This is a genomic window from Pseudomonas fluorescens Q2-87 (assembly GCF_000281895.1).
Lineage (GTDB): Bacteria > Pseudomonadota > Gammaproteobacteria > Pseudomonadales > Pseudomonadaceae > Aquipseudomonas > Aquipseudomonas fluorescens_S.
The window spans coordinates 1,667,404-1,691,559 of the sequence record NZ_CM001558.1; the positions used below are offsets into that span (position 1 = coordinate 1,667,404).

The window sequence follows — 24,156 nt, forward strand, 5'->3', positions numbered from 1 at the left end:
CGAGCTGTCTAAAATCCGTTATAAAGCTGCAATCAATTTATAGACGGCGGGCCGCAGGGTTTGAGGAGTGAAGCTTTCGGTTGAAAAACCGAAAAGTTCTTCTATACACTTACCCACTGGCCAGCTGCCTGAATTTGTCCATTAGGAGTGAAAACAAGGTATGAGCACCATCGAAGAGCGCGTCAAGAAAATCGTTGCCGAGCAACTGGGCGTTAAAGAAGAAGAAGTTGTGAACACCGCTTCCTTCGTTGAAGACCTGGGTGCCGACTCCCTTGACACCGTTGAGCTGGTGATGGCTCTGGAAGAGGAATTCGAAACCGAGATTCCTGACGAAGAAGCTGAAAAGATCACTACTGTACAAGCTGCTATCGACTACGTTACCAGCCACCAGGCGTAATCGTTTTTAGTCGTCGCTCGCTGTCATGGAAAAACCGCACTGCCGTTACGGCGTGCGGTTTTTTCTTTAGGCCTGATGCAAAGTCGTCATTAGAAAAAGGAGAGTGCTGTGTCGCGTAGACGCGTCGTAGTCACCGGTATGGGTATGTTGTCGCCACTGGGCACGGATGTGCCGAGCAGCTGGCAGGGCATTCTGGCTGGCCGCAGTGGCATTGGTCTGATCGAACACACCGACCTTTCTGCCTATTCCACCCGTTTTGGCGGCTCGGTAAAGGGCTTCAATGTCGAGGAATACCTGTCGGTCAAGGAAGCTCGCAAGCTTGACCTGTTCATCCAGTACGGCCTGGCTGCCGGTTTCCAGGCAGTACGTAACGCGGGTCTGGAAGTCACCGACGCCAACCGTGAACGCATCGGCGTGGCCATGGGTTCGGGTATTGGCGGCTTGACCAATATCGAAGAAACCAGCCGCACACTGCACGATTCGGGGCCGCGGCGGATTTCTCCGTTCTTCGTGCCGGGCTCGATCATCAATATGATTTCCGGTTTCCTGTCCATCCACCTCGGTGCACAGGGGCCTAACTACGCCATTGCCACGGCTTGCACCACCGGGACCCACTGCATCGGCATGGCCGCGCGCAACATCATGTACGACGAAGCCGACGTGATGATCGCCGGTGGCGCCGAGATGGCAGCCTGCGGACTGGGCATGGGTGGCTTCGGCGCGTCCCGTGCGCTGTCGACCCGCAATGACGAGCCGGCCCGTGCGAGCCGACCATGGGACAAGGGACGCGATGGCTTCGTGCTGTCCGACGGCGCCGGTGCGTTGGTGCTCGAAGAGCTGGAGCACGCCAAGGCGCGCGGCGCGACCATCTATGCCGAGCTGATTGGCTTTGGCACCAGTGGCGACGCGTACCACATGACATCGCCTCCGGCCGATGGCGCCGGTGCTGCCCGTTGCATCGCCAATGCCTTGCGTGACGCGAAGCTCAATGGCGAGCAGGTGCAGTACATCAACGCCCATGGCACATCGACCCCGGCTGGCGACTTGGCCGAGGCCCAGGCGATCAAGACCGTGTTCGGCGAGCACGCCTATAAGCTGGCGATCAGCTCGACCAAGTCCATGACCGGTCACCTGCTGGGTGCGGCAGGGGCAGTCGAGGCGATCTTCAGCGTGCTGGCGATCAACAGCCAGACCGCGCCACCGACCATCAACCTCGATGAGCCGGACGAAGGCTGCGATCTGGACTTCGTGCCGCACACGGCCCGCAGCATGGACATCGACGTGGTGTTGTCCAATTCCTTCGGCTTCGGCGGGACCAACGGCTCGCTGGTGTTCCGCCGGTTCGCCGGTTGATGGAAAGCTGGGTCGACGGTCAGCCAGCCGACGTTCTGTCGCTGAAAGATCGCGGCCTGGCTTATGGCGATGGATTGTTTGAAACGATCCTCGTGCGCAATGGTAAGCCCGTTCTGCTGGATTCTCACCTGCACCGCCTGGCGCTGGGTTGCCGGCGCTTCGAAATCAATGTCGATTGGGTCGTGCTGAAGGGCGAGCTGCAGGCCTATGCGCAACATCTTGGCGACGGCGTGCTGAAACTGATCGTCACCCGGGGCGACAGCCTGCGCGGATATGCCGCTGATCCATCAGCCCCGGCCCGACGCATCCTGCAGGGCAGCCCTCCGGCGAAGTATCCTGTTGCTCACGCCGAGCAAGGCGTAAGCCTGTTTCCCTGCGCCGTGCGCCTGTCCGAGCAGCCCTTGCTCGCCGGCCTCAAGCACCTCAATCGCCTGGAGCAGGTGCTGGCCCGTGCCGAATGGACGGATGCGCAATACGCCGAAGGCTTGATGCTGGACACGTCCGGACGGGTGATCGAAGGCGTATTCAGCAACCTGTTTTTGGTGCGCGACGGCGTGTTGATCACGGCGGACCTGAGCCGCTGCGGCGTGGCCGGCGTGATGCGTGGGCAATTATTGTTTCAAGCCGAGTCCCATGGCATCGCCACGCACATCACCGACATTGGCCTCGAGCAGTTGCATCAGGCTGATGAAGTCTTTGTCTGCAACAGTGTCTATGGCGTGTGGCCAGTGCTCGCGTGTGGTTCGGCGCGCTGGTCGGCAGGGCCGCTCACCCGTAAACTGCAGACCCTTGCCCGCGCGCTATTGGATGCTTGATTCGTGAGACGTAAATTCTTGCTGCTGCTGGAGACCGGACTGGTTCTGGCAGGGCTGTTGTTGGGTGCTTCGGCCTGGAAGATTCATTCGGCGCTGCAACAGCCGTTGAACATCACCCAGGAAGAGATGCTGGACGTGCCCAACGGGACCACCCCGACCGGAACCCTCAAGCGCCTGGAAGCCGACGGGCTGATCAAGGATGCCTTCTGGCTGCGTATCTATTGGCGCTTCAATCTGGCCGACCAGCCGCTGCATACCGGTGAGTACCGGATGGTGCCGGGCATGACCATGGAAGGCTTGATCGGTGTCTGGAAGCGCGGCGAGGTGGTGCAATACAGCGTAACGCTGGTGGAAGGCTGGAATTTCCGTCAGGTGCGTGCCGCGCTGGCCAAGGATGAAAAACTCCAGCAGACCCTCGCCGGCTTGAGCGACAGCCAGGTCATGGAGCGTCTAGGTCATTCCGGGGTATTTCCCGAAGGTCGGTTCTTCCCGGATACCTATCGCTTCGTGCGCGGTACGTCGGACGTCGACCTGCTGAAAAAAGCCTACGACCGGCTGGAAGACGTGCTGGCCAAGGAGTGGGCGCAGCGTGCAGCGGACGTGCCTTACACCCAACCCTATGAAGCGCTGATCATGGCGTCGCTGGTGGAAAAGGAAACGGGCGTGCCCCAGGAGCGCGGACAAATCGCCGGTGTGTTCGTGCGGCGCATGCGCCTGGGCATGCTGCTGCAGACCGACCCCACGGTGATCTATGGTTTGGGCGAGCGCTACACGGGCAAACTCACCCGTGCCCATTTGAAAGAAGAAAATCCCTATAACACCTACTTGATCCCGGGGTTGCCGCCGACGCCGATTGCGATGGTGGGGCGCGAAGCGATTCATGCCGCCTTGAACCCGGCGTCGGGCAACAGCCTGTACTTTGTCGCTCGCGGTGATGGCAGCCACGTGTTTTCCGATGACCTGGAGTCGCACAACAACGCGGTGCGCGAATTCCAACTCAAGCGCCGCGCCGATTACCGCTCCAGTCCGGCTCCGGCCGCGCCGGAAGGACAGGCGCCGATTCCCGCTGCGTCGCCCGATACAGCGCCCGAAGCCGTGCCCCAGGTGCCTCCTCAGGAGCCTGCGCCGGGACCGAATGCCAGCGAGCCGCCGAGCCCGCAATGACTTTGATTAAGGACTGCCCGTGACTGGCTTGTTTATTACGCTGGAAGGCCCCGAAGGCGCGGGCAAGAGCACCAATCGCGAATACCTGGCAGAGCGCCTGCGAGCGGCCGGCATCGAGGTGGTGCTGACCCGCGAGCCGGGCGGTACGCCGCTGGCCGAGCGGATCCGCGAAGTGTTGCTCGCGCCCGTTGAGGAAGTGATGAACCCCGACACCGAGCTGTTGCTGGTGTTCGCTGCGCGGGCGCAGCACCTGGCCGAGGTGATTCGCCCGGCGCTGGCCCGTGGCGCCGTGGTGCTCTGCGATCGTTTTACCGATTCGACTTATGCTTATCAGGGCGGTGGCCGGGGCTTGTCCCTGGAGCGCATCGCCGTACTGGAATCCTTCGTCCAGGGGGACCTGCGACCAGACCTGACCCTGGTGTTCGACTTGCCGGTGGAAATCGGCCTGGCCCGCGCCAGCGCCCGAGGTCGGCTCGATCGTTTCGAGCTTGAAGGCCAGGCGTTCTTCAATGCGGTGCGCGATGCCTTCCTGGGGCGCGCCAAGGCCGATCCGGCGCGTTACCTGCTGATCGATGCGGCGCAATCGTTGACCCAGGTCCAGCAGTCCCTGGATGGCTTGCTGCCGCGTTTGTTGGAGCGTGCCCGTGGCTGAAGCCTATCCCTGGCAGGACGGCCTGTGGCAGCAGCTGGCCGGTCGAGCCCAGCATGCCCATGCCTATCTGCTGCATGGCCCGATCGGTATCGGCAAGCGGGCACTGGCCGAGCGCCTGATGGCCAGCCTGCTGTGCCAGCGCCCAGGGCCTTCGAATGCGTGCGGCGAATGCAAGTCCTGCCTGTTGCTCAAGGCTGGCAGCCATCCCGACAATTACGTGCTGGAACCGGAGGAAGCGGATAAGGCGATCAAGGTCGACCAAGTCCGTGATCTGGTCAGCTTCGTGGTCCAGACCTCGCAGATGGGCGGACGCAAGGTGGTGCTGATCGAGCCTGTCGAGTCGATGAACATCAACGCCGCCAACGCCCTGCTCAAGAGCCTTGAGGAACCTTCCGGCGATACCGTGCTGTTGCTGGTCAGTCATCAGCCGAGCCGCTTGCTGCCGACCATCAAGAGTCGTTGCGTGCAGCAGGCCTGCCCGTTGCCGAGCGAGGCGATGAGCCTGCAATGGCTGGCCCAGGCCTTGCCCGACAGCACCGATGAAGAACGTGTCGAGCTGCTGACCCTGGCGGCCGGCTCGCCCCTGGCGGCGGTCAGTCTCCAGGCCCAGGGCGTGCGAGAGCAGCGGGCGCTGGTGGTGGACGGTGTAAAAAAACTGCTCAAGCAACAACAATCCCCCACGCAACTGGCCGAGGGCTGGAACGCTATACCGCTGCTGTTGCTGTTCGACTGGTTCTGCGACTGGTCGAGCCTGATCCTGCGTTATCAACTGACCGAAGACGACGCGGGCCTGGGTTTGACGGACATGCGCAAGGTGATCCAGTACCTGGCGCAAAAAAGCAGCCAGGATAAAATCTTGAACATCCAGGACTGGATCCTTGCCCAACGTCAGAAGGTGCTGGGCAAGGCGAACCTCAACCGCGTGCTGTTACTCGAGGCGCTGTTGGTGCAATGGGCGGGATTGCCTGGTCGAAACTGACTAGACTCAGCTCAATCGCAGCGGAGATCAGCATGAACGAACCTGTCAGTCCCGGGCCACGCAATGGCATCCTGTCCCTGACCATCAAGGACAGCTCGGTGCTCTATGCCGCCTACATGCCCTTCATCAGGAATGGCGGCCTGTTCATCCCCACCAACAAGAATTATCGCTTGGGTGATGAGGTGTTCATGCTGTTGAACCTGATGGATGAACCGGAGAAAATTCCTGTCGCCGGCAAGGTCATCTGGATAACTCCCAAGGGTGCCCAGGGCAATCGGGCCGCCGGCGTTGGCGTGCAGTTCAACGACGGTGACAATTCGGCCCGCAATCAGATTGAAACCCACTTGGCCGGCTCGCTGAAGTCCGACCGTCCCACTCATACGATGTAGCCAACCTTTTATGCTTGTAGATTCCCATTGTCATCTCGACCGTCTCGATCTTTCCGTCCATGACGGCTCCCTGGATGCTGCGCTGGACGCGGCCCGCCAACGCGGTGTCGGGCACTTCCTGTGCATCGGCGTCAGCGCCGACAACGCAGCCGACGTCAAGGCGCTGGCCGAGCGTTACGCCGATGTCGATTGCTCGGTCGGCATCCACCCGCTGGACGTCAAGGCCGATGCCGCGCCGGCGCTCGATTGGCTGCTGCGCGAGCTGGATCATCCTCGGGTGGTCGCCATTGGCGAAACCGGCCTGGACTATCACTACGAACCGGAAGCTGCGCAAGTACAACAGGCGTCGTTCCGGTTGCACCTGGAGGCGGCGCAGCAGACGGGCAAACCGGTGATTATCCACACCCGCGGCGCCCAGGCCGATACGCTGGCCTTGCTGCGCGACGCCGCGTTGCCCCAGGCCGGTGTGCTGCATTGCTTCACCGAGGATTGGGACATGGCCAAGGCTGCGCTGGACATGGGCTATTACATCTCGCTGTCGGGCATTGTGACGTTTCGCAACGCCGACGCCTTGCGTGACGTCGCCAGTAAAGTGCCGGCCGATCGCCTGTTGGTGGAAACCGACTCGCCGTACCTGGCACCGATTCCGTATCGCGGCAAACCCAACCTTCCGCAATACGTTCGGGAAGTGGCCGAATTCCTGGCGATGCTGCGCGGCGAGTCCTATGAGCGCTTCGCGGAACAGACGACGGAAAATTTTAAGCAATTGTTTCCACTGGCCCACGTCCGGCCAGCGCAGGGCTGAATTTCGCGCAAAAAAAACCCGGGTTCTGGGGGGTGAATCCGGGTTAAGACCATTAGGAGTAAAACAAAGGCACGCGGTCCGTTGGTACCTTTATCGGCGCGTCACTTGGGGGAGATGTCGCGCCGACAGTTCAAGTATTGATCAGTATGCGGGCGCGTCCAGTCTGGCCGGGGTGGTTTTTAAACAAATTTGGAATACGCTCGCTTCGGATAAGTTCTCACCATAGCCAGGGCGTGCCGGGGCGGCGTTTCGGCCTCGCAAGCGTGCAGCGCGACCTGTACGGTTTTGTGAAGAACTGTGGTCGAGAACGGATGATCCGTGCATTTTTGCGTAAGTTAGGCATAATACCCGGCTTCGAATTTTGACCCTTCAGACCTTTTTCTTATGCACAAAGAACCCCGTAAGGTCCGTGAGTTTCGTCGCCGCGAGCAGGAAATTCTCGACACCGCGCTCAAGTTGTTCCTCGATCAGGGTGAAGACAGCGTCACCGTCGAGATGATTGCGGATGCCGTGGGTATCGGCAAAGGCACGATTTATAAACACTTCAAGTCCAAGGCCGAGATCTACCTGCGCCTGATGCTCGATTACGAGCGCGATTTGAACGAGCTGCTGCATTCGGCCGATGTGGACAAGGACAAGGAGGCCCTGTCCCGGGCCTACTTTGAGTTCCGCATGCGCGACCCCCAGCGTTACCGCTTGTTTGACCGCCTGGAAGAAAAAGTGGTCAAGGGCAACCAGGTGCCGGAGATGGTCGAGGAGCTGCACCGGATCCGTGCCTCGAACTTCGAGCGCCTGACGCTATTGATCAAGGGCCGGATCAGCGAAGGCAAGCTCGAGGACGTGCCACCGTATTTCCATTACTGCGCTGCCTGGGCGCTGGTGCACGGCGCGGTGGCGCTATACCACTCGCCGTTCTGGAGCAATGTATTGGAAGATCAGGAAGGGTTCTTCCAATTCCTGATGGACATCGGTGTGCGCATGGGCAACAAGCGCAAGCGCGACACCGATGTTCCGAGCAGCTGAGTCATTCAGATGTCTTATTGCGCCATGTCCGCTTACATGGCGCAGTGCCCCAGGAATATACTCAGGCTTGGGTCTTGCGAAAACTTGAGTTTCAGGTCAAGTTTCGTAGGCCCGATTCTTCTTTCGCCGGAGTGATCCATGATCGTTGACCGTCAAGGCAGGCGTTTTCGCAATTTGCGGATCAGCCTGACTTCTGCCTGCAACTACGCTTGTACCTACTGCGTGCCTGACGGCAAGCGGCTGGTGGCTGCGCAGGACGAATTGTCGGCCGAGGCGATGGCGCGGGGCGTGGCGTACCTGATCGAAGCCGCCGGTATCGAACGGCTGCGCATCACTGGCGGCGAGCCGCTGGTCAGCCCCAAGCTCGAACGTTTCATGACGGCAGTGGGGCGGATGGGCCTGGAGGACATCAGCCTGACCACCAATGGCCAATTGCTGGCGAAAAAGCTGCCCTTGCTGGTGGACGCCGGTATCCGTCGCATCAACGTGTCCCTCGATACCCTGGACCCTGCCGCGTTTCGCAGTATCGCCCGCGGTGGCGACCTGGCGACCGTGCTCGATGGCATGGAGCAGGCCCGGGCGGCGGGGATGAAGATCAAGGTCAACATGGTGCCGTTGCGTGGACAGAATCTGGATCAGGTAATGCCCTTGCTCGAGTATTGCCTGGAACGTGGCTATGAACTGCGTTTCATCGAATTAATGCGCATGGGGCACCTGGCTTCTGATTCCAACGCTTTTTTGCAGCAGTTTGTCAGCCTCCAGCAACTGCTCAGCCTGATCGGCGATCAATACGAGTACCTGCAAGCCGATGCACCGGTGGATGCCACCGCCGTGCGCTATGAGATTCCCGGATTAGGCTACTTCGGTGTGATCGCCAACGAAAGCGTGCCGTTCTGCCGTACCTGCTCGCGGCTGCGGTTGTCTTCTACGGGTTGGCTGCATGGCTGCCTCTCGTCGAGCAACCGTCACTTCGTCGGCGACCTGCTGGACAAGCCCCGTCACCAGGCGTTGCCTGCGCTCCAGCGCTTGCTGGTGAAGGCATTGGGAGACAAGCAGGAGGTGGCGTTTTCTGGCGGTGCGACCATCATGAAAATCATCGGCGGCTGATCAAACTCCCGGGTCAGCCTGTGATTCAAGGCTGAAACACACCTGTTCCATGAGCTGGCGCAAAAGCTGCATCCCACGACCATTCGCCGGTTTTCCGACACCGGTTTCTGGAGGGTAGGATGCGTAGCCTGGTTTTGCTGCTGGCCGTTTTGGTGCTTGGCGGTTGCATGAATGTCAGCGACATGGGGGAGGGGGTTCGTTATCACATGAGCGACGCCGGCCTGCTCGACCACAGCGACAGCCGTCGTGTGAACAATTTGCGCATTCAGCCGGACTCGTTCATTTACATTGCCCAAGGTGCATTCGCGCCGCCTGGCAGCGCCTATCCGCGTCCGAATGTCGTGGCCGAAGAGGCTTTCAACGGTTTCATTGAGTATTTCCCCATGGTCCGTCGTGCCCGTGGGCCCGAAGGCCTGGATGAGGCCATGGGCGAGGCCCGCGCCGCCGGTGCCCACTATTTGCTCTATACCCGCTTCGCCAAGGCAGATAACCGCATCGGCAACACAGATGAATGGCTGGATGAGGAAGCCGTGGATCGCCTGGGTGTCGACACCAGCGTGATTCAAATCATGTTGATCGAGACCAGCACCCAGTATTTGATTGATACTGCACGCATCAAGAGTCGTGGCGGTTTACTGACACTGCACGACAAGCAACCACAAGACCTCATTGCCACGCCGTTGCGTGAATACGCCCGCAGCCTGTTGGGGATGAGCGACGAGTAATGACCAGGAGTCACCATGAGCGGACCGCAAAAAGCCAATGATTTGTTGGGGCAGATCCCCAAGACCAAAGGCCTGCCGCCGGTCCACTTGTGGAATCCCGACTTCTGCGGCGACATCGACATGCGCATCGCCCGGGACGGGACCTGGTACTACCTGGGTACGCCCATCGGGCGCAAGCCGATGGTCAAGCTGTTCTCCACCATCATCCGCCGCGACGGCGATGATTATTTCCTGATTACCCCAGTAGAAAAAGTCGGCATCAAGGTCGACGACGCGCCATTCGTGGCCGTGACCCTGGAGGTCGAAGGTGAGGGCGACGGGCAATTGCTGCGCTTCACCACCAATGTCGACGAAACCACTGAGGCCGGTGCCGAGCATCCGATGCGGGTGATGATCGACCCTCAAACCCAGGAACCTGCCCCCTACGTGCACGTGCGCAGCAATCTCGAAGCATTGATTCATCGCAACGTGTTCTACCAACTGGTGGAGCTGGCGGTCAGTCGCGAGATCGATGGGCAACGCTGGCTTGGGGTCTGGAGCGGCGGCGTGTTCTTTCCCATAGGCCTGGAACCGTAACTCTTGTGGGAGCCGGCTTGCTCGCGAAGGCACTGGCACATCTAATATCTTCTCAACTGACCCACCGCTATCGCGAGCAAGCTCGCTCCACAGGCGGTTTACGCAAAATTCAAATTGACAGCCAATCATATGATCATTAGCGTGGGTCACCATCATGCGTGGCCCACGGGGTTTTCATGTCCAGCAGTTTTCATGCATCGACCGTCGATTGGCTGGGTGGCTGGATAGCTGCCGGCGAGGTCAAGCCTGGGCAGACCATCAAGGTCGAGGCAGACCTGGGCCAGCAACTGGGCGTCAGCCGTACCGTCATTCGTGAGGCGATCAAGACGCTGGTGGCCAAAGGCATGCTCGAAGTCGGGCCGAAAGTCGGCACGCGGGTACTGCCGGTGCGGCGCTGGAACCTGTTCGACCCGCAAGTGGTTGGCTGGCTGTCACGCAGCGGCCTGCCGGAAAACTTCGTCGATGACCTGCTGGACCTGCGTCGTACCATCGAGCCGATGGCGGTACGTTGGGCCTGCGAACGGGCCACCGCCGATCAGGTTCAGGCGATCCGCCTGGCCTACCATGCACTGGAGCGGGCCGTGGACAGCGGTTCTGATTACAACCGCGCCGACCAGTTTTTCCACGAATGCATCCTGGCCGCCAGCCACAATCAATTCATAGAACAGATGGTCCCGGCCCTGGGGGCGTTGCTTGCCGTGTCATTCGAGGTGTCGGCCGCCGACCCGGATGAACTGCGCCGTACCTTGCCCATCCATAAGGATATCGCCGAGGCCATCGCCGCCCGCGATGCGGCGCGGGGCGTCTGGGCCTGCATGACCCTGATCGATAACGCTGACCTGGCCATCAAGCGCTTTTACCCCAATGTCATGGCCGGTCGAACCGAGAACACCGGGCACACCGGGAACGGGAGATTTCAATGAAGTGGACGGCACTTACCGAGCATCGGGCGCAACTGGGCGAAGGGCCCTTCTGGGATGAGCCGACCCAGGCATTGTATTGGGTCGATATCGCCGGCAAGCAGGCGTTGCGGCTGATCGGCGCCAACGTTCAGATCTGGCAGATGCCCGAGCATGTGTCCGCGTTCATACCCACCCAAAGTGGTGACGCGCTGGTGACCCTGAGCAGTGGCGTGTACCGGCTGGACCTCGATTCGCCAGGCCTGGAACCGAGGTTGACGCTGCTGTGCATGGCCGATCCCCAGCCAGGCAACCGCGCCAACGAAGCCCGTTGCGATGCCTTGGGCCAACTCTGGCTCGGCACCATGCAGAACAATATAGGTGAAGAGGGCGAGGATTTGCCCATCGAGCGGCGGTCCGGTGGGCTGTTTCGCGTCAGCGCGGATGGACGGGTCATGCCATTGCTGCGCGGGCTGGGCATCCCCAACACCTTGCTCTGGAGCCCCGATGGCACCACGGTGTATTTCGGCGAAAGCCTCGACGGCACGCTGTATCGGCACTTTATCTATCCGGAAGGCAACCTGGCGCCTGCCGAAGTCTGGTTCGGCCCCCACCCGCGGGGCGGGCCGGACGGCTCGGCAATGGATGCGCGGGGTTATGTCTGGAATGCACGTTGGGACGGCAGTTGCTTGCTGCGGTTGCATCCGGACGGCCATGTCGATCGGGTGATCGAGTTGCCGGTCAGTCGCCCCACCAGTTGCGTGTTCGGAGGGCATGACCTCAAGACGCTGTACATCACCACGGCGGCCAGTCCGTTGGGTCATCCGCTGGACGGCGCGGTCCTGTCCATGCGGGTGGATGTGCCGGGAGTGGCCTGCACGAGGTTTGCTGGCTGAATCCCAAAATATGGGATGTAAATATATATATTGAGATTATTTGGTGGCCGGGTTTATAGTCGGCTCCATCAGCAATACGCACTCACACTAAAAAAACAAAACAGGTGAAGCGATGCAACGATCTTCCCCCGTACGCCCCAGCGGCGTACGCGAGCCACTGCTTCTTCAAGCGCCTTTGGGCCGGTCATCGATGGATGCCCGGTTTTTGTCGTGCCTGGGCGCAGGAGCCTTGAGCCATGGCTGAGCCGCTTGTCCTGCCACCTGTGCCGGAGCCGCCAAAGGGCGAACGGCTGAAGGGCAAGGTCGTGCTGCTCACGGGAGCCGCGCAAGGCATCGGCGAGGCAATTGTCGCGGCGTTCGCTTCGCAACAGGCTCGCCTGGTGATCAGCGACATTCAGGCCGAGAAGGTCGAGGCCCTGGCCGCCCAATGGCGAGCGCGCGGGACGGATGTGCAAGCGCTCAAAGCCGATGTGTCGAAACAGCAGGATTTGCAGGCCATGGCCCGTCGTGCCGTCGAACTGTACGGTCGTATCGATGTGCTGGTGAACTGCGCGGGTGTGAACGTCTTCCGCGATCCGCTGGAAATGACCGAGGAAGATTGGCGCCGCTGCTTCGCCATCGACCTGGATGGCGCCTGGTACGGCTGCAAGGCGGTATTGCCGCAGATGATCGAGCAGGGCGTGGGCAGCATCATCAACATCGCTTCCACCCACTCGTCCCACATCATTCCCGGCTGTTTCCCTTACCCGGTGGCCAAACACGGCCTGCTGGGCCTGACCCGCGCCCTTGGCATCGAATACGCGCCCAAAGGGGTTCGCGTCAACGCCATCGCACCGGGCTACATCGAAACCCAACTGAACCTCGACTACTGGAACGGCTTTGCCGACCCCCGAGCCGAACGCCAACGTGCACTGGACCTGCATCCGCCACGCCGTATCGGGCAACCGATCGAAGTGGCCATGACGGCCGTGTTCCTGGCCAGTGACGAAGCACCCTTTATCAATGCCTCATGCATCACCATCGATGGGGGACGTTCGGTCATGTACCACGACTGAATATTTCCGAATTGCAGTCGGAAACTCGCCTGTCATTCAATCATCATACGATATGACTATTCAGGCCTATGCTGTGTAGCAACTTGATGTAACCGCCCAGCCTGCGCTTTTCCACCGATGGTGGAGCAGATCCCTGGACGTTTGGCTTTCAATAAAAAAAACAAGGAGTCAACTATGAATCATCGTCGTGGGATCCGTTCCCTGTGCCGCGCCGCCCTGGCGGTAACCGCAGTCAGCCTCAGCAGCAGCTTGCTGGCGGCTGATCCGGTAAAAATCGGTTTCCTGGTCAAACAGGCCGAAGAACCCTGGTTCCAGACCGAATGGGCGTTCGCCGAGAAGGCGAGCAAGGACAAGGGCTTCGAGCTGATCAAGATCGCGGTGCCTGATGGCGAGAAAACCCTCTCGGCCATCGACAGCCTCGCCGCGAATGGCGCCAAGGGCTTCGTGATCTGCCCGCCAGACGTGTCCCTCGGCCCGGCCATCATGGCCAAGGCCAAGCTCAACGACCTCAAGGTCATTGCCGTGGACGACCGATTCGTCGATGCCAGCGGCAAGTTCATGGAAGACGTGCCGTACCTGGGCATGGCCGCATTCGAGGTGGGCCAGAAGCAGGGCGCAGCGATGGCCGCTGAAGCGAAAAAGCGTAATTGGGATTGGAAAGAAACCTACGCGGTGATCAACACCTTCAACGAACTGGACACCGGCAAGAAGCGCACCGACGGCTCGGTCGATGCCCTGAAGAAGGCCGGGATGCCGGACGATCACATTCTCTTTACCGCACTCAAGACGCTGGACGTACCCGGCAGCATGGACTCCACCAACTCGGCCCTGGTGAAACTGCCTAGCGCTGCGAAAAACCTGATCATCGGCGGCATGAACGACAACACCGTGCTGGGCGGCGTACGCGCCACCGAAGCCGCCGGGTTCAAGGCGGCCAACGTGATCGGTATCGGTATCAACGGCACCGACGCCATCGGCGAACTGAAAAAGCCTAACAGCGGTTTCTTCGGTTCGATGCTGCCAAGCCCGCACATCGAAGGCTACAAAACCGCCGAAATGATGTTCGAGTGGATTACCACCGGCAAGGAACCGCCTAAATACACTGCCATGGACGAGGTGACGCTGATCACCCGGGAGAACTTCAAGCAAGAGCTGGAAAAAATCGGCCTGTGGAACTGACGGCTGGTTGATTCAAAAGCGGCCCTGGCCACATGAGTGGCGGGGTCGCTTGATCTCTGTAAGTTCGAGGTGGTTATGCAAGCGCAAACAGCGACACAGCAACACAACATTGGCGGCAGCTTGCGATTCAACGGGATCGGCAAGAGCTTTCCCGGCGTGCAGGCCCTGGCCAATATCAGTTTCGTTGCGCATCCAGGGCAGGTTCATGCCTTGATGGGCGAAAACGGCGCGGGCAAGTCCACGTTGCTGAAGATTCTCGGCGGCGCCTACATGCCGAGCAGCGGCGACTTGCAGATCGGCGAACAGACGATGGCGTTCAAAGGGACCGCCGACAGCATTGCCAGCGGCGTGGCGGTGATCCACCAGGAGTTGCACCTGGTGCCGGAAATGACCGTCGCCGAAAACCTGTTCCTGGGTCATTTGCCGGCACGCTTCGGCCTGGTCAATCGCGGCCTGCTGCGTCAGCAGGCGTTGAAGCTGCTCAAGGGCTTGGCCGACGAAATCGATCCTTTGGAAAAAGTTGGTCGCCTGTCCCTCGGCCAACGCCAATTGGTGGAAATTGCCAAGGCACTGTCCCGTGGTGCCCATGTCATCGCCTTCGACGAACCCACCAGCAGCCTTTCGGCACGGGAAATCGACCGCTTGATGGCGATCATCGCCCGCCTGCGGGACGAGGGCAAAGTGGTGCTTTACGTCAGCCACCGCATGGAAGAAGTCTTCCGCATCTGTAACGCGGTGACCGTGTTCAAGGATGGCCGTTATGTCCGGACCTTCGAGAACATGAGCGAGTTGACGCACGATCAGTTGGTCACGTGCATGGTCGGTCGCGATATCCAGGACATCTATGACTACCGTCCTCGGGAGCGCGGCGATGTGGCGCTGCAGGTCAAAGGCCTGTTGGGGCCGGGTTTGCGTGAGCCGGTAAGTTTCCAGGTGCACAAGGGCGAAATCCTTGGGCTGTTCGGGCTGGTCGGTGCCGGTCGTACCGAGCTGTTTCGCTTGCTCAGTGGCCTGGAGCGCCAGACCGAGGGTGGTCTTGTCCTGCACGGCAAGGATTTGAAATTGCGTTCGCCGCGCGATGCCATCGCAGCTGGCGTGTTGCTCTGCCCGGAAGATCGCAAGAAGGAAGGCATCATCCCGTTGGGCAGCGTGGGCGAGAACATCAACATCAGCGCCCGTCCGTCCCATTCGACCCTGGGTTGTCTGCTGCGCGGCGATTGGGAGCGGGGCAATGCCGACAAACAGATCAAGTCGCTGAAAGTGAAGACCCCGACAGCGGGGCAGAAAATCATGTACCTGTCCGGCGGCAATCAGCAGAAGGCGATTCTGGGTCGCTGGCTGTCGATGCCGATGAAAGTCCTGCTGCTGGACGAACCGACCCGTGGCATCGACATCGGCGCCAAGGCCGAGATCTACCAGATTATCCACAACCTGGCGGCCGACGGCATCGCGGTAATTGTGGTGTCCAGCGACCTGATGGAAGTGATGGGCATTTCCGATCGGATCCTGGTGCTTTGCGAAGGGGCCATGCGCGGCGAGCTGCCGCGCGACCAGGCCAATGAATCCAACCTGCTGCAACTGGCGCTGCCGCGCCAACGCGTTGCCGACGCGGCGAACTGAGAGGTAAATCATGACCATTCAAAACAATGCACTGCCAACGGCACGCAAACCCCTGGATATGCGCCGCTTCCTGGACGACTGGGTCATGCTGCTGGCGGCCATCGGCATCTTCGTGCTCTGTACGTTGATGATTGACAACTTCCTCTCGCCGCTGAACATGCGAGGCCTGGGCCTGGCCATTTCCACCACCGGCATCGCCGCCTGCACCATGCTGTATTGCCTGGCGTCCGGGCACTTCGACCTGTCGGTCGGCTCGGTGATTGCCTGTGCCGGTGTCGTCGCGGCGGTGGTGATGCGCGACACCAACAGCGTGTTCCTGGGCGTCAGTGCGGCACTGGTGATGGGGCTGATCGTCGGCCTGATCAACGGCATCGTCATCGCCAAGCTGCGGGTCAATGCGTTGATCACCACGCTGGCGACGATGCAGATCGTCCGTGGCCTGGCTTATATTTTCGCCAACGGTAAAGCGGTGGGCGTGTCGCAGGAATCGTTCTTCGTCTTCGGCAACGGCCAATTGTTCGGCGTGCCGGTGCCGATCCTGATCACCATCGTCTGCTTCCTGTTTTTCGGCTGGTTGCTGAACTACACCACCTACGGGCGCAACACCATGGCCATCGGTGGCAACCAGGAAGCGGCGCTGTTGGCAGGGGTGAACGTTGATCGCACCAAGATCATCATCTTTGCCGTGCATGGCGTGATTGGCGCGCTGGCTGGGGTCATCCTGGCGTCGCGCATGACCTCGGGCCAACCGATGATTGGCCAGGGTTTCGAACTGACCGTGATCTCGGCTTGCGTGCTGGGTGGGGTGTCGCTGAGTGGTGGTATCGGCATGATCCGCCACGTCATCGCCGGGGTGTTGATCCTGGCGATCATCGAAAACGCGATGAACCTGAAGAACATCGACACGTTCTACCAGTACGTCATCCGCGGCTCGATCCTGCTGCTGGCGGTGGTGATCGACCGCCTCAAACAACGCTGAAACCTGCCTGCACCGGACCGGCTCATCACGAGCCGGCCCGGTCTGTCGCACACCGATGATCCCTGTGGGAGCGAGCCTGCTCGCGAAGGCGTCTTCCCTGACGCCACAAATCACCCGGCCTTGCGCAACGCTTCGACCAGTTCCTGTTTTCGCATCTTGGACCGCCCAGGAATATTTTTCGCCCGGGCTTCTTTCATCAGGTTATCCACCGTCTGGGCCTCATGGGAGGCTTTGCTGGTGCGTGGGTGACCTTCGCGGGACTTGGCGGCGCGGCGGGCCGATTCCTTGCGGTCGGTTTTCTTTTCAGTGGCCGGTTTTTCCTTGCCTGAACCGCCGGAGCGTTCTCCGCCGCCGGACTGTTTGTTCACCGTCGCCCAAGCCCGCGCCTCGGCTTCGTTCTCCGACACACCCTTGTTCTCATAACTCTCTTCGATGTGCTCGGCCTTGCGCTTTTGCTTGTCGGTGTATTTGTCTTTGCTTCCACGAGGCATGGATTTTTCCTCCTCAAGTGTCTGAGCAGAGGCTACTGGCTGGCAGCGCCACCTTCCGAACCCGAACCACCGGTAGTGGTCTTCGAGCCCGTGCCAGTCTCGGCATTATCCGGAGCCGTAGAGTCCGGTGTATTCATTCCACCCTGACGACCTGTGTCATTACCCTGCACACGCGGATCGGTGCCGGTGGCGGGTGGCTGGCCATTGTTCAGGCCGCCGCCGGTGCCGTCGGTATTCAACTTGGGCAGGCCTTGCGTGGCTGGAGAATTAGGCGCCTGCACCGGATCGGTCGGTCCGGTGCCGGAAGTGGAAGCCGCGAAAGCCACTGAAGACAGCAGCGCGGCGAACGTGAATGCAGTCAGCCTTGAAGTGATCATGGTGTCGCCTCCATTTTTCCAAATGCTTACCTCATCTTGGGTCGCTGCAGTCTGAGGTTGGTGCCTTGGGGGCGACGAATGGCACGCTTGGGTGTAAGTCGTCAAATTTGCCGCGAAATGTGACGAGCGCCGTCCGGCGGCTTAGTATGGTGCTTTCCATTGGCTACAAGGCCTGTTCATGTCGATCGAAATCCGTCCTGCGCAACCCAGCGATGCGCCTCAAATCCTTGCCTTCATCACCGAGTTGGCCGATTACGAAAAGGCCCGCCACGAAGTCATTGCCAGTGTGGCCGACATCGAGCGCAGCCTGTTCAGCGAAGGCGCGACCGCCCATGGGCTGATCTGCCTGCGCGACGGCGTGCCGATTGGTTTTGCGGTGTTTTTCTTCAGTTATTCCACTTGGCTGGGCAGCAATTGCCTGTACCTCGAAGACTTGTACATCACCCCGGAACAGCGCGGTGGCGGGGCGGGCAAGACGTTGCTGCGCCACTTGGCAAAAGTTGCCTGCGACAACGATTGCGGTCGCTTCGAGTGGAGCGTGCTGGACTGGAACACCCCGGCCATCGAGTTCTACAAATCCCTCGGCGCGCAACCCCAGGAAGAATGGGTGCGCTACCGAATGGACGGCAAGGTGCTACGGGACTTCGCCCAAGGCAACTGAGCGGCTCACGAGTGCGCAGCGCACGCGTACTCGGCGAACCCCGGTCGTTGTTCGAGGCGCTCGCAATAGGCCGCCACCGCCGGATAGTCCGGACGCTCCATGGGCGTCTGGCGCCAGCGGTGCACGGACAGGCCGATGAGCACATCGGCGAGGGAGAAGTCCTTGCCGGCCACGTAGGCCCCGGTGCGATTCAATTGCTGCTCCAGCAAACCCATCTTGTCGTTCCAGCCCTTGATTCCGGCGGCGATGCGCTGTGGGTCCTGGCAATCCGGATCCTTGCGTACCAGGGCGTAAAACGGATATCCCCAAGATGGGTTGAGTTCCGTCGCCTGCCAATCCATCCATTGTTCGACCCGTGCCCGGGCGGCCGGCTCGACGGGCAATAAATCGCTGCGCCCATGCTTGCCTACCAAGTAGCGGCAGATGGTATTCGATTCCCAGAGCACGCCGTTCTCATCGATGATCACCGGGACCTGGGCATTGGGGTTCAAAGCCAGGAACGCCGGATCATGAGTCGAATTGAAGCCGATCCCCCAGTCTTCGCGTTCGTAAGGAATTTCCAGTTCCTGACACGTCCACAGTACCTTTCTGACGTTGATTGACGAAGTACGTCCGAGAATTTTCAGCAATTGTCCCATCACGTTTTCCCTGAGTGTTAAGGCATCCGATCAAAAAACGTAGCAGGCTCCCGGGCGGATGGCGATTGGCTTTTTATTGAAATTTCGCAATCCCAATATATGGGAGGCATATTTATATATTGAGATTTCGCCTCGCCCAGGTTTATAGTCCGTCTCACTCACTGCCAATAAACAGAACAGGTGAAGCGGATGCAGGCGCAATTGATCGCGCTCGATTGGGGGACTACCTCTTTACGGGCTTATAAACTCGGGGCCGGTGGCGAAGTGCTCGAACAGCGCGCGCTGTCGTCGGGGATCATGCAGTTGCCGTCCGGACCGCGAACCGTGGCTGGCCAGGCATGCGCCGACGGTTTTGAACTGGCCTTCGACGAGGCCTGCGGCGACTGGCTCGATGCCCAACCCGGCTTGCCGGTCATTGCCTGCGGCATGGTCGGCAGCGCCCAGGGCTGGCGCGAAGCGCCTTACTGCGATACCCCCGCCAACGTCGCCAATCTCGGACATTCCCTACAAACCGTGCGCAGTCTTCGCGGGGTTGTTGTGCACATCGTGCCGGGAGTGATCCAACGCTCACGCTTGCCCAATGTGATGCGCGGCGAAGAGACCCAGGTGCTCGGCGCCTTGCACAGCCTGCCGAGCGATGCCGTACTGATCGGCTTGCCGGGCAGCCACTCGAAATGGGTGGAAGTGGTCGACGGTTGCATCACGCATTTCGATACGTTCATGACCGGCGAGATCTTCGCCGTGCTCAGCGACCACAGCATTCTCGGCCGCACTCAACAGCGTGGCGCGACGTTCGACGGCCCGGCCTTTGATCGCGGCGTGCAGGTGGCGTTGTCGGTGGATGGCCAGATCGGCCCGTTGTCCACCGTGTTCAGCGCCCGCAGCCTGGGCTTGACGGGCGAACTGCCTGCCAGCGCCCAGGCGGACTATCTGTCCGGGCTGTTGATCGGCCATGAGCTGACCGCGCTGGCCACCGTACAGCGCCGTCGCCGTGACCGCATCCACTTGCCGACGGTGGTGCTGATCGGCAATTCGCAACTCTGCGCTCGTTATCAACGAGCCCTCGACGCCTGCGGTTTTGCCCGGGTGACCCTGGCCGAACAGGCCACCGAACGTGGCTTATGGCAACTGGCCGTGGCGGCCGGGCTGCTCGGCGCCACCGCTTCTTAACCTGACTGGAGGTCTGAACATGCTCACACAAGCATTGGCGCACAACGGGCTGATCGCGATCCTGCGGGGTTTGCGTCCCGAAGAGGCGGCCGCCATCGGTGAAGTCCTGTATAGCGCCGGATTTCGCGTCATTGAAGTACCGCTCAATTCCCCCGAACCGTACGAAAGTATCCGCATCCTGCGTAGCACCTTGCCCGCCGATTGCCTGATCGGTGCCGGTACCGTGCTTACGCCGGAGCAGGTCGAACAAGTGAAGGCCGCCGGTGGCCAAGTGATCGTCATGCCCCACAGCGACCCCAAGGTCCTGCGGGCGGCGAAAGCGGCCGGGCTGTACCTGTCGCCAGGCGTCGCCACGCCGACCGAAGCCTTTGCCGCACTGGCCGAAGGCGCCCATGTGTTGAAGATGTTCCCGGCCGAGCAAATGGGTCCGGCGGTGGTCAAGGCCTGGCTTGCGGTGCTGCCGGCCGGGACCGTGCTGGTGCCGGTCGGTGGGATTACGCCGGACAACATGGCGGTGTTCGTCGAGGCCGGCGTCAAAGGGTTCGGCCTCGGTTCCGGGCTGTTCAAGCCGGGGCTGACGGCGGAGGAGGTGGCGGTGCGCGCCAAGGCCTACGTGGCCGCGTGGAATGCCTTGAACTAAGACTTTTCCAGCGCCCCGTGCGCTGCATCTGACAAGAGAGACAACAAGATGAAAATCACCAAACTGACCACGTTTATCGTTCCACCGCGCTGGTGCTTCCTCAAGGTTGAAACCGACGAGGGCGTTACCGGTTGGGGCGAGCCTGTGGTTGAAGGCCGTGCCCACACGGTGGCGGCTGCCGTTGAAGAATTGTCCGACTACCTGATCGGCAAAGACCCACGCAACATCGAAGACATCTGGACTGTGCTTTATCGCGGTGGCTTTTACCGGGGCGGTGCCATTCACATGAGCGCCCTGGCCGGTATCGATCAGGCGCTGTGGGATATCAAGGGCAAGGCCCTGGGCGTGTCGGTCAGCGATTTGCTCGGCGGCCAGGTGCGCGACAAGATTCGCGTGTATTCGTGGATCGGTGGTGATCGCCCGGCAGACACCGCCCGAGCGGCGAAGGAGGCGGTGGCGCGGGGCTTCACGGCGGTCAAGATGAATGGCACCGAAGAGCTGCAGTTTCTCGACACCTTCGAGAAAGTCGACCTGGCCCTGGCCAACGTCGCGGCGGTACGCGATGCGGTCGGGCCGAACGTCGGCATCGGCGTGGACTTCCACGGCCGCGTGCACAAGCCAATGGCCAAGGTGCTGATGAAAGAACTCGACCCGTACAAGCTGATGTTCATCGAGGAACCGGTGCTCAGCGAAAACTACGAGGCTCTCAAGGAACTGGCGCCGCTGACCAGCACGCCGATCGCCCTGGGCGAGCGGTTGTTTTCCCGCTGGGATTTCAAGCGCGTGCTCAGCGAAGGCTACGTCGACATCATCCAACCGGATGCGTCCCACGCCGGCGGCATCACCGAAACCCGCAAGATCGCCAACATGGCCGAGGCCTATGACGTGGCGCTGGCGCTGCACTGTCCGTTGGGCCCCATCGCCCTGGCGGCGTGCCTGCAACTGGATGCGGTCTGCTACAACGCGTTCATCCAGGAGCAGAGCCTGGGTATCCACTACAACGAGAGCAACGACCTGCTGGACTACATCAAGGATCCGCAGGTGTTCGACTATGACAAAGGCTTCGTGAAAATCCCCAACGGCCCGGGCCTGGGCATCGAGATCAACGAGGAATACGTCATCGAACGCGCGGCCATCGGCCATCGCTGGCGCAACCCGATCTGGCGCCATGCCGATGGCAGTTTTGCCGAGTGGTGAGTGCCTAGACACCACTGTCCCCGTGGCGAGGGAGCTTGCTCCCGCTCGACTGCGCAGCGGTCGCAGAGATGTCAGCCCATACATCCAGGGGGCTGCTGCGCAGCCCAGCGGGAGCAAGCTCCCTCGCCACAGCTGTCGACTTGACTGCTCGTTCGTTCCGCCCCCAATAAACATAAAAAGAGGCACCTCCCATGCAAGCGCACCCCCTGAGCGCGCAGGCGTCATTGGTGACGCCCAGCCGCAAGCGTTTTTTCATCATGGTCCTGCTGTTCATTACCGTAGTGATCAATTACTTGGACCGCAGCAACCTGTCGATCGCCGCTCCCGCGCTGACCAGCGACCTGGGCATCGATCCGATCCACGTCGGGCTGATCTTCTCGGCGTTCGGCTGGACCTACGCCGCCATGCAAATCCCTGGCGGCTGGCTGGTCGACCGCGTACCCCCGCGCATTCTCTACAGCGTGGCGTTGCTGTTGTGGTCGGCGGCCACGGTGATGCTCGGTTTCGCCGCCAGTTTCATCGCGCTGTTCGTGCTGCGCATGGCCGTCGGTGCCCTGGAAGCGCCGGCTTATCCGATCAACAGCCGCGTGGTCACCACTTGGTTTCCCGAGCGCGAGCGGGCCACGGCCATCGGGTTCTACACGTCCGGGCAGTTTGTCGGGCTGGCGTTCCTGACGCCGGTATTGGCGTGGCTGCAACATGCCTTCGGTTGGCACATGGTGTTCGTGGCGACCGGTGCGGTGGGGATCATCTGGGCGGCGATCTGGTACGCGGTGTATCGCGAGCCACGGGATTTCAAGGGCGCCAATGCCGCTGAAATCGAACTGATCCGCGAGGGCGGCGGGCTGGTGGATATCCAGGCCGAAACGGCCAAGGCCAAGGCAAAATTCAGCTGGACCGACTTGGGTATCGTCCTGACCCAACGCAAGTTGTGGGGCATTTACCTGGGGCAGTTCTGCCTCAACTCTACGCTGTGGTTTTTCCTGACGTGGTTCCCGACTTACCTGGTGAAATATCGCGGCATGGATTTCATCAAGTCCGGCTTGCTGGCATCGCTGCCATTTCTCGCGGCGTTCGTTGGCGTGTTGTGTTCCGGATTCTTCTCCGACTGGCTGATCCGTCGCGGCGCTACCGTTGGGTTCGCGCGCAAGCTGCCGATCATTGGCGGGTTGTTGATTTCCACCTCGATCATCGGTGCCAATTTTGTTGAGTCGACGCCGTTGGTCATCGCCTTCCTGGCCTTGGCATTCTTCGGCAACGGCCTGGCGTCGATCACGTGGTCGCTGGTGTCGACCCTGGCGCCAGCACGGCTGCTTGGACTGACTGGCGGGGTGTTCAATCTCATCGGCAACTTGGCGGCCATCGCCACGCCGATCGTGATCGGCTTCCTTGCCAGTGGCGATTCGTTTGCTCCGGCCATTACCTATATCGCGGTTCTGGCATTGTGTGGCGCGCTTTCCTACATCCTGCTGGTCGGGAAGGTCGAGCGCATCGAGTTGTAGTCCTACGGGGCGGGCGACCATAATGCCGCCCGTTCCCCGCTCACTGTTGAAGGCCGGCTATGCAGCAAGACGATCCAAAAATTACCAGGGACGCCGCGCCCACAGGCACCCAGACATTGTTGCGTGGCCTGGGTGTGGTGCAGGCAGTTGCCAGCGGCGCCCGTGACTTGAAGGAAATCGCCCGGCTGATCGGCACCACCCGCAGCACCACCCATCGCCTCGCCAGTTGCCTGGTGGACGAACGTTACCTGCGCGTGGTGCCCCAAGTGGGTTACCTGCTGGGGCCGAAGCTGATCGAGCTGGGTTTCCAGGCCCGGGAAGAATTGCCGCTGGTGAGCCTGGCAGGGCCGTATCTGGACGAGCTGTCGGTGCTGACTGGAGACACCGTTCACCTGGCGATTCGCGAGGGCGACGAGGTGCTGTATCTGTTGAAGAATCCGGGGCGCAATGGTCCAGAGATGCGCTCGCGGGTGGGCCACCGCATGCCATTGGCGCGCACGGGAATCGGCAAGGCGCTGATGCTTGATGACTCTCAAGAACAGTGGAAAAGATTGTATGAAATCAGCCTGCCGGCCGGCGGGAAGAATCAGTTCTGGCCCCAGCATCAAGAGCAATCCTGGGAACAGTTCCATCAACGAATGGTGGAGTATGTGGCGGGGGGCTATGCCTTCGACCTGGAAGACAACGAACCGTCGATCCGCTGTGTGGCGGCGCCGATTCGCGACGCCGGCAAGCGCATCGTCGCCGGTATCAGCATCGCTAGCACCGTACCCTACATGCCGCTGGAAAAAATGGCCGAGCTGATTCCCCTGGTCAAAGGGGTCACAGCCCGGCTCTCGGCGGAACTGGGCGCCAAGGTCTGACGAA

27 protein-coding genes are annotated in these 24,156 nt (G+C 60.8%); 24 read left to right on the plus strand and 3 right to left on the minus strand.

Annotated features, from left to right (window positions below; genetic code table 11):
- Positions 1 to 160 precede the first annotated feature (160 nt).
- The 18 genes from acpP to araH all read left to right on the plus strand — a co-directional run bounded on the left by acpP (position 161) and on the right by araH (position 16,613).
- Positions 161 to 397: an acyl carrier protein gene (gene acpP / locus PFLQ2_RS20070; RefSeq protein WP_003175607.1), complete on the plus strand. Its 237-nt coding sequence runs from the start codon at positions 161 to 163 to the stop codon at positions 395 to 397.
- 108 nt (positions 398 to 505) lie between these two features.
- A complete protein-coding gene (fabF, locus tag PFLQ2_RS20065) occupies positions 506 to 1,750 on the plus strand; it encodes a beta-ketoacyl-ACP synthase II (RefSeq protein WP_003179403.1) in 1,245 nt (414 codons plus the stop codon).
- Complete coding sequence (pabC, locus tag PFLQ2_RS20060) at positions 1,750 to 2,565, plus strand: aminodeoxychorismate lyase (RefSeq protein ID WP_003179405.1); 816 nt, start codon at positions 1,750 to 1,752, stop codon at positions 2,563 to 2,565. Before fabF ends, pabC begins: the two co-directional genes overlap by 1 nt.
- 3 nt (positions 2,566 to 2,568) lie before the next feature.
- Positions 2,569 to 3,729 carry an endolytic transglycosylase MltG gene (mltG, locus tag PFLQ2_RS20055; RefSeq protein WP_003179408.1) on the plus strand — a complete coding sequence of 387 codons (1,161 nt, stop codon included), beginning with the start codon at positions 2,569 to 2,571 and terminating at the stop codon, positions 3,727 to 3,729.
- Positions 3,730 to 3,748: 19 nt separating this feature from the next.
- Positions 3,749 to 4,381: a dTMP kinase gene (gene tmk, locus PFLQ2_RS20050; protein ID WP_003179410.1), complete on the plus strand. Its 633-nt coding sequence runs from the start codon at positions 3,749 to 3,751 to the stop codon at positions 4,379 to 4,381.
- Complete coding sequence (locus tag PFLQ2_RS20045; RefSeq protein ID WP_003179412.1) at positions 4,374 to 5,360, plus strand: DNA polymerase III subunit delta'; 987 nt, start codon at positions 4,374 to 4,376, stop codon at positions 5,358 to 5,360. Before tmk ends, PFLQ2_RS20045 begins: the two co-directional genes overlap by 8 nt.
- Before the next feature lie 32 nt (positions 5,361 to 5,392).
- Positions 5,393 to 5,749, plus strand: a complete 357-nt coding sequence (locus PFLQ2_RS20040; protein WP_003179413.1) for a PilZ domain-containing protein — start codon at positions 5,393 to 5,395, stop codon at positions 5,747 to 5,749.
- A gap of 10 nt (positions 5,750 to 5,759) precedes the next feature.
- On the plus strand, positions 5,760 to 6,554 hold the full coding sequence (locus tag PFLQ2_RS20035; RefSeq protein WP_003179416.1) for a TatD family hydrolase: 795 nt from the start codon (positions 5,760 to 5,762) through the stop codon (positions 6,552 to 6,554).
- A gap of 384 nt (positions 6,555 to 6,938) precedes the next feature.
- Complete coding sequence (locus PFLQ2_RS20030; RefSeq protein WP_003179418.1) at positions 6,939 to 7,577, plus strand: TetR/AcrR family transcriptional regulator; 639 nt, start codon at positions 6,939 to 6,941, stop codon at positions 7,575 to 7,577.
- 138 nt (positions 7,578 to 7,715) lie between these two features.
- On the plus strand, positions 7,716 to 8,684 hold the full coding sequence (locus PFLQ2_RS20025; protein ID WP_003179420.1) for a GTP 3',8-cyclase MoaA: 969 nt from the start codon (positions 7,716 to 7,718) through the stop codon (positions 8,682 to 8,684).
- Positions 8,685 to 8,803: 119 nt separating this feature from the next.
- Positions 8,804 to 9,409 carry a DUF4823 domain-containing protein gene (locus PFLQ2_RS20020; protein ID WP_003179422.1) on the plus strand — a complete coding sequence of 202 codons (606 nt, stop codon included), beginning with the start codon at positions 8,804 to 8,806 and terminating at the stop codon, positions 9,407 to 9,409.
- Between the two features lie 15 nt (positions 9,410 to 9,424).
- Positions 9,425 to 9,985 carry a DUF1285 domain-containing protein gene (locus tag PFLQ2_RS20015; protein WP_003179424.1) on the plus strand — a complete coding sequence of 187 codons (561 nt, stop codon included), beginning with the start codon at positions 9,425 to 9,427 and terminating at the stop codon, positions 9,983 to 9,985.
- A gap of 176 nt (positions 9,986 to 10,161) precedes the next feature.
- On the plus strand, positions 10,162 to 10,908 hold the full coding sequence (locus PFLQ2_RS20010; RefSeq protein WP_003179426.1) for a FadR/GntR family transcriptional regulator: 747 nt from the start codon (positions 10,162 to 10,164) through the stop codon (positions 10,906 to 10,908).
- A complete protein-coding gene (locus PFLQ2_RS20005; protein WP_003179427.1) occupies positions 10,905 to 11,780 on the plus strand; it encodes an SMP-30/gluconolactonase/LRE family protein in 876 nt (291 codons plus the stop codon). The genes PFLQ2_RS20010 and PFLQ2_RS20005 overlap by 4 nt, the downstream gene beginning before the upstream one ends.
- A 236-nt stretch (positions 11,781 to 12,016) precedes the next feature.
- Positions 12,017 to 12,835, plus strand: a complete 819-nt coding sequence (locus PFLQ2_RS20000) for an SDR family oxidoreductase (RefSeq protein ID WP_003179429.1) — start codon at positions 12,017 to 12,019, stop codon at positions 12,833 to 12,835.
- Positions 12,836 to 13,009: 174 nt separating this feature from the next.
- On the plus strand, positions 13,010 to 14,014 hold the full coding sequence (locus tag PFLQ2_RS19995; protein WP_003179430.1) for a substrate-binding domain-containing protein: 1,005 nt from the start codon (positions 13,010 to 13,012) through the stop codon (positions 14,012 to 14,014).
- Positions 14,015 to 14,089: 75 nt separating this feature from the next.
- A complete protein-coding gene (gene araG / locus PFLQ2_RS19990) occupies positions 14,090 to 15,634 on the plus strand; it encodes an L-arabinose ABC transporter ATP-binding protein AraG (RefSeq protein ID WP_003179431.1) in 1,545 nt (514 codons plus the stop codon).
- Between the two features lie 10 nt (positions 15,635 to 15,644).
- Positions 15,645 to 16,613, plus strand: a complete 969-nt coding sequence (araH, locus tag PFLQ2_RS19985; RefSeq protein ID WP_003179432.1) for an L-arabinose ABC transporter permease AraH — start codon at positions 15,645 to 15,647, stop codon at positions 16,611 to 16,613.
- Between the two features lie 110 nt (positions 16,614 to 16,723).
- Here the strand turns inward: araH and PFLQ2_RS19980 are convergent, their stop codons facing one another.
- Together PFLQ2_RS19980 and PFLQ2_RS19975 are read right to left on the minus strand one after the other, a co-directional pair.
- On the minus strand, positions 16,724 to 17,104 hold the full coding sequence (locus PFLQ2_RS19980; RefSeq protein ID WP_003179433.1) for a Rho termination factor N-terminal domain-containing protein: 381 nt from the start codon (positions 17,102 to 17,104) through the stop codon (positions 16,724 to 16,726).
- 32 nt (positions 17,105 to 17,136) lie between these two features.
- Complete coding sequence (locus PFLQ2_RS19975) at positions 17,137 to 17,481, minus strand: hypothetical protein (protein WP_003179434.1); 345 nt, start codon at positions 17,479 to 17,481, stop codon at positions 17,137 to 17,139.
- A gap of 178 nt (positions 17,482 to 17,659) precedes the next feature.
- On the opposite strand from PFLQ2_RS19975, the gene PFLQ2_RS19970 reads away from it, so the two are divergent.
- Entirely contained in the window at positions 17,660 to 18,142 is a 483-nt protein-coding gene (locus PFLQ2_RS19970) for a GNAT family N-acetyltransferase (protein ID WP_003179435.1), read from the plus strand.
- A 5-nt stretch (positions 18,143 to 18,147) separates the two neighbouring features.
- On the opposite strand, the gene PFLQ2_RS19965 is transcribed toward PFLQ2_RS19970, so the two are convergent.
- Positions 18,148 to 18,780 (minus strand): glutathione S-transferase family protein, encoded by a 633-nt coding sequence (locus PFLQ2_RS19965; RefSeq protein WP_003179436.1) that lies wholly within the window; start codon positions 18,778 to 18,780, stop codon positions 18,148 to 18,150.
- Positions 18,781 to 18,969: 189 nt separating this feature from the next.
- Here PFLQ2_RS19965 and PFLQ2_RS19960 point away from each other — a divergent pair, with 189 nt between their 5' ends.
- The 5 genes from PFLQ2_RS19960 (at position 18,970) to PFLQ2_RS19940 (ending at position 24,152) form a co-directional block, all read left to right on the plus strand.
- A complete protein-coding gene (locus PFLQ2_RS19960) occupies positions 18,970 to 19,950 on the plus strand; it encodes a 2-dehydro-3-deoxygalactonokinase (protein WP_003179437.1) in 981 nt (326 codons plus the stop codon).
- Positions 19,951 to 19,969: 19 nt separating this feature from the next.
- The gene (locus PFLQ2_RS19955; protein ID WP_003179438.1) at positions 19,970 to 20,590 is read left to right on the plus strand and encodes a 2-dehydro-3-deoxy-6-phosphogalactonate aldolase; all 621 of its coding nucleotides are present in this window, start codon (positions 19,970 to 19,972) and stop codon (positions 20,588 to 20,590) included.
- A gap of 48 nt (positions 20,591 to 20,638) precedes the next feature.
- Complete coding sequence (gene dgoD, locus PFLQ2_RS19950) at positions 20,639 to 21,787, plus strand: galactonate dehydratase (RefSeq protein ID WP_003179439.1); 1,149 nt, start codon at positions 20,639 to 20,641, stop codon at positions 21,785 to 21,787.
- Between the two features lie 191 nt (positions 21,788 to 21,978).
- Positions 21,979 to 23,289, plus strand: coding sequence for an MFS transporter (locus tag PFLQ2_RS19945; protein ID WP_003179440.1), 1,311 nt, complete (start codon positions 21,979 to 21,981; stop codon positions 23,287 to 23,289).
- Positions 23,290 to 23,348: 59 nt separating this feature from the next.
- Positions 23,349 to 24,152: an IclR family transcriptional regulator gene (locus tag PFLQ2_RS19940; protein ID WP_003179441.1), complete on the plus strand. Its 804-nt coding sequence runs from the start codon at positions 23,349 to 23,351 to the stop codon at positions 24,150 to 24,152.
- Positions 24,153 to 24,156 lie beyond the last annotated feature (4 nt).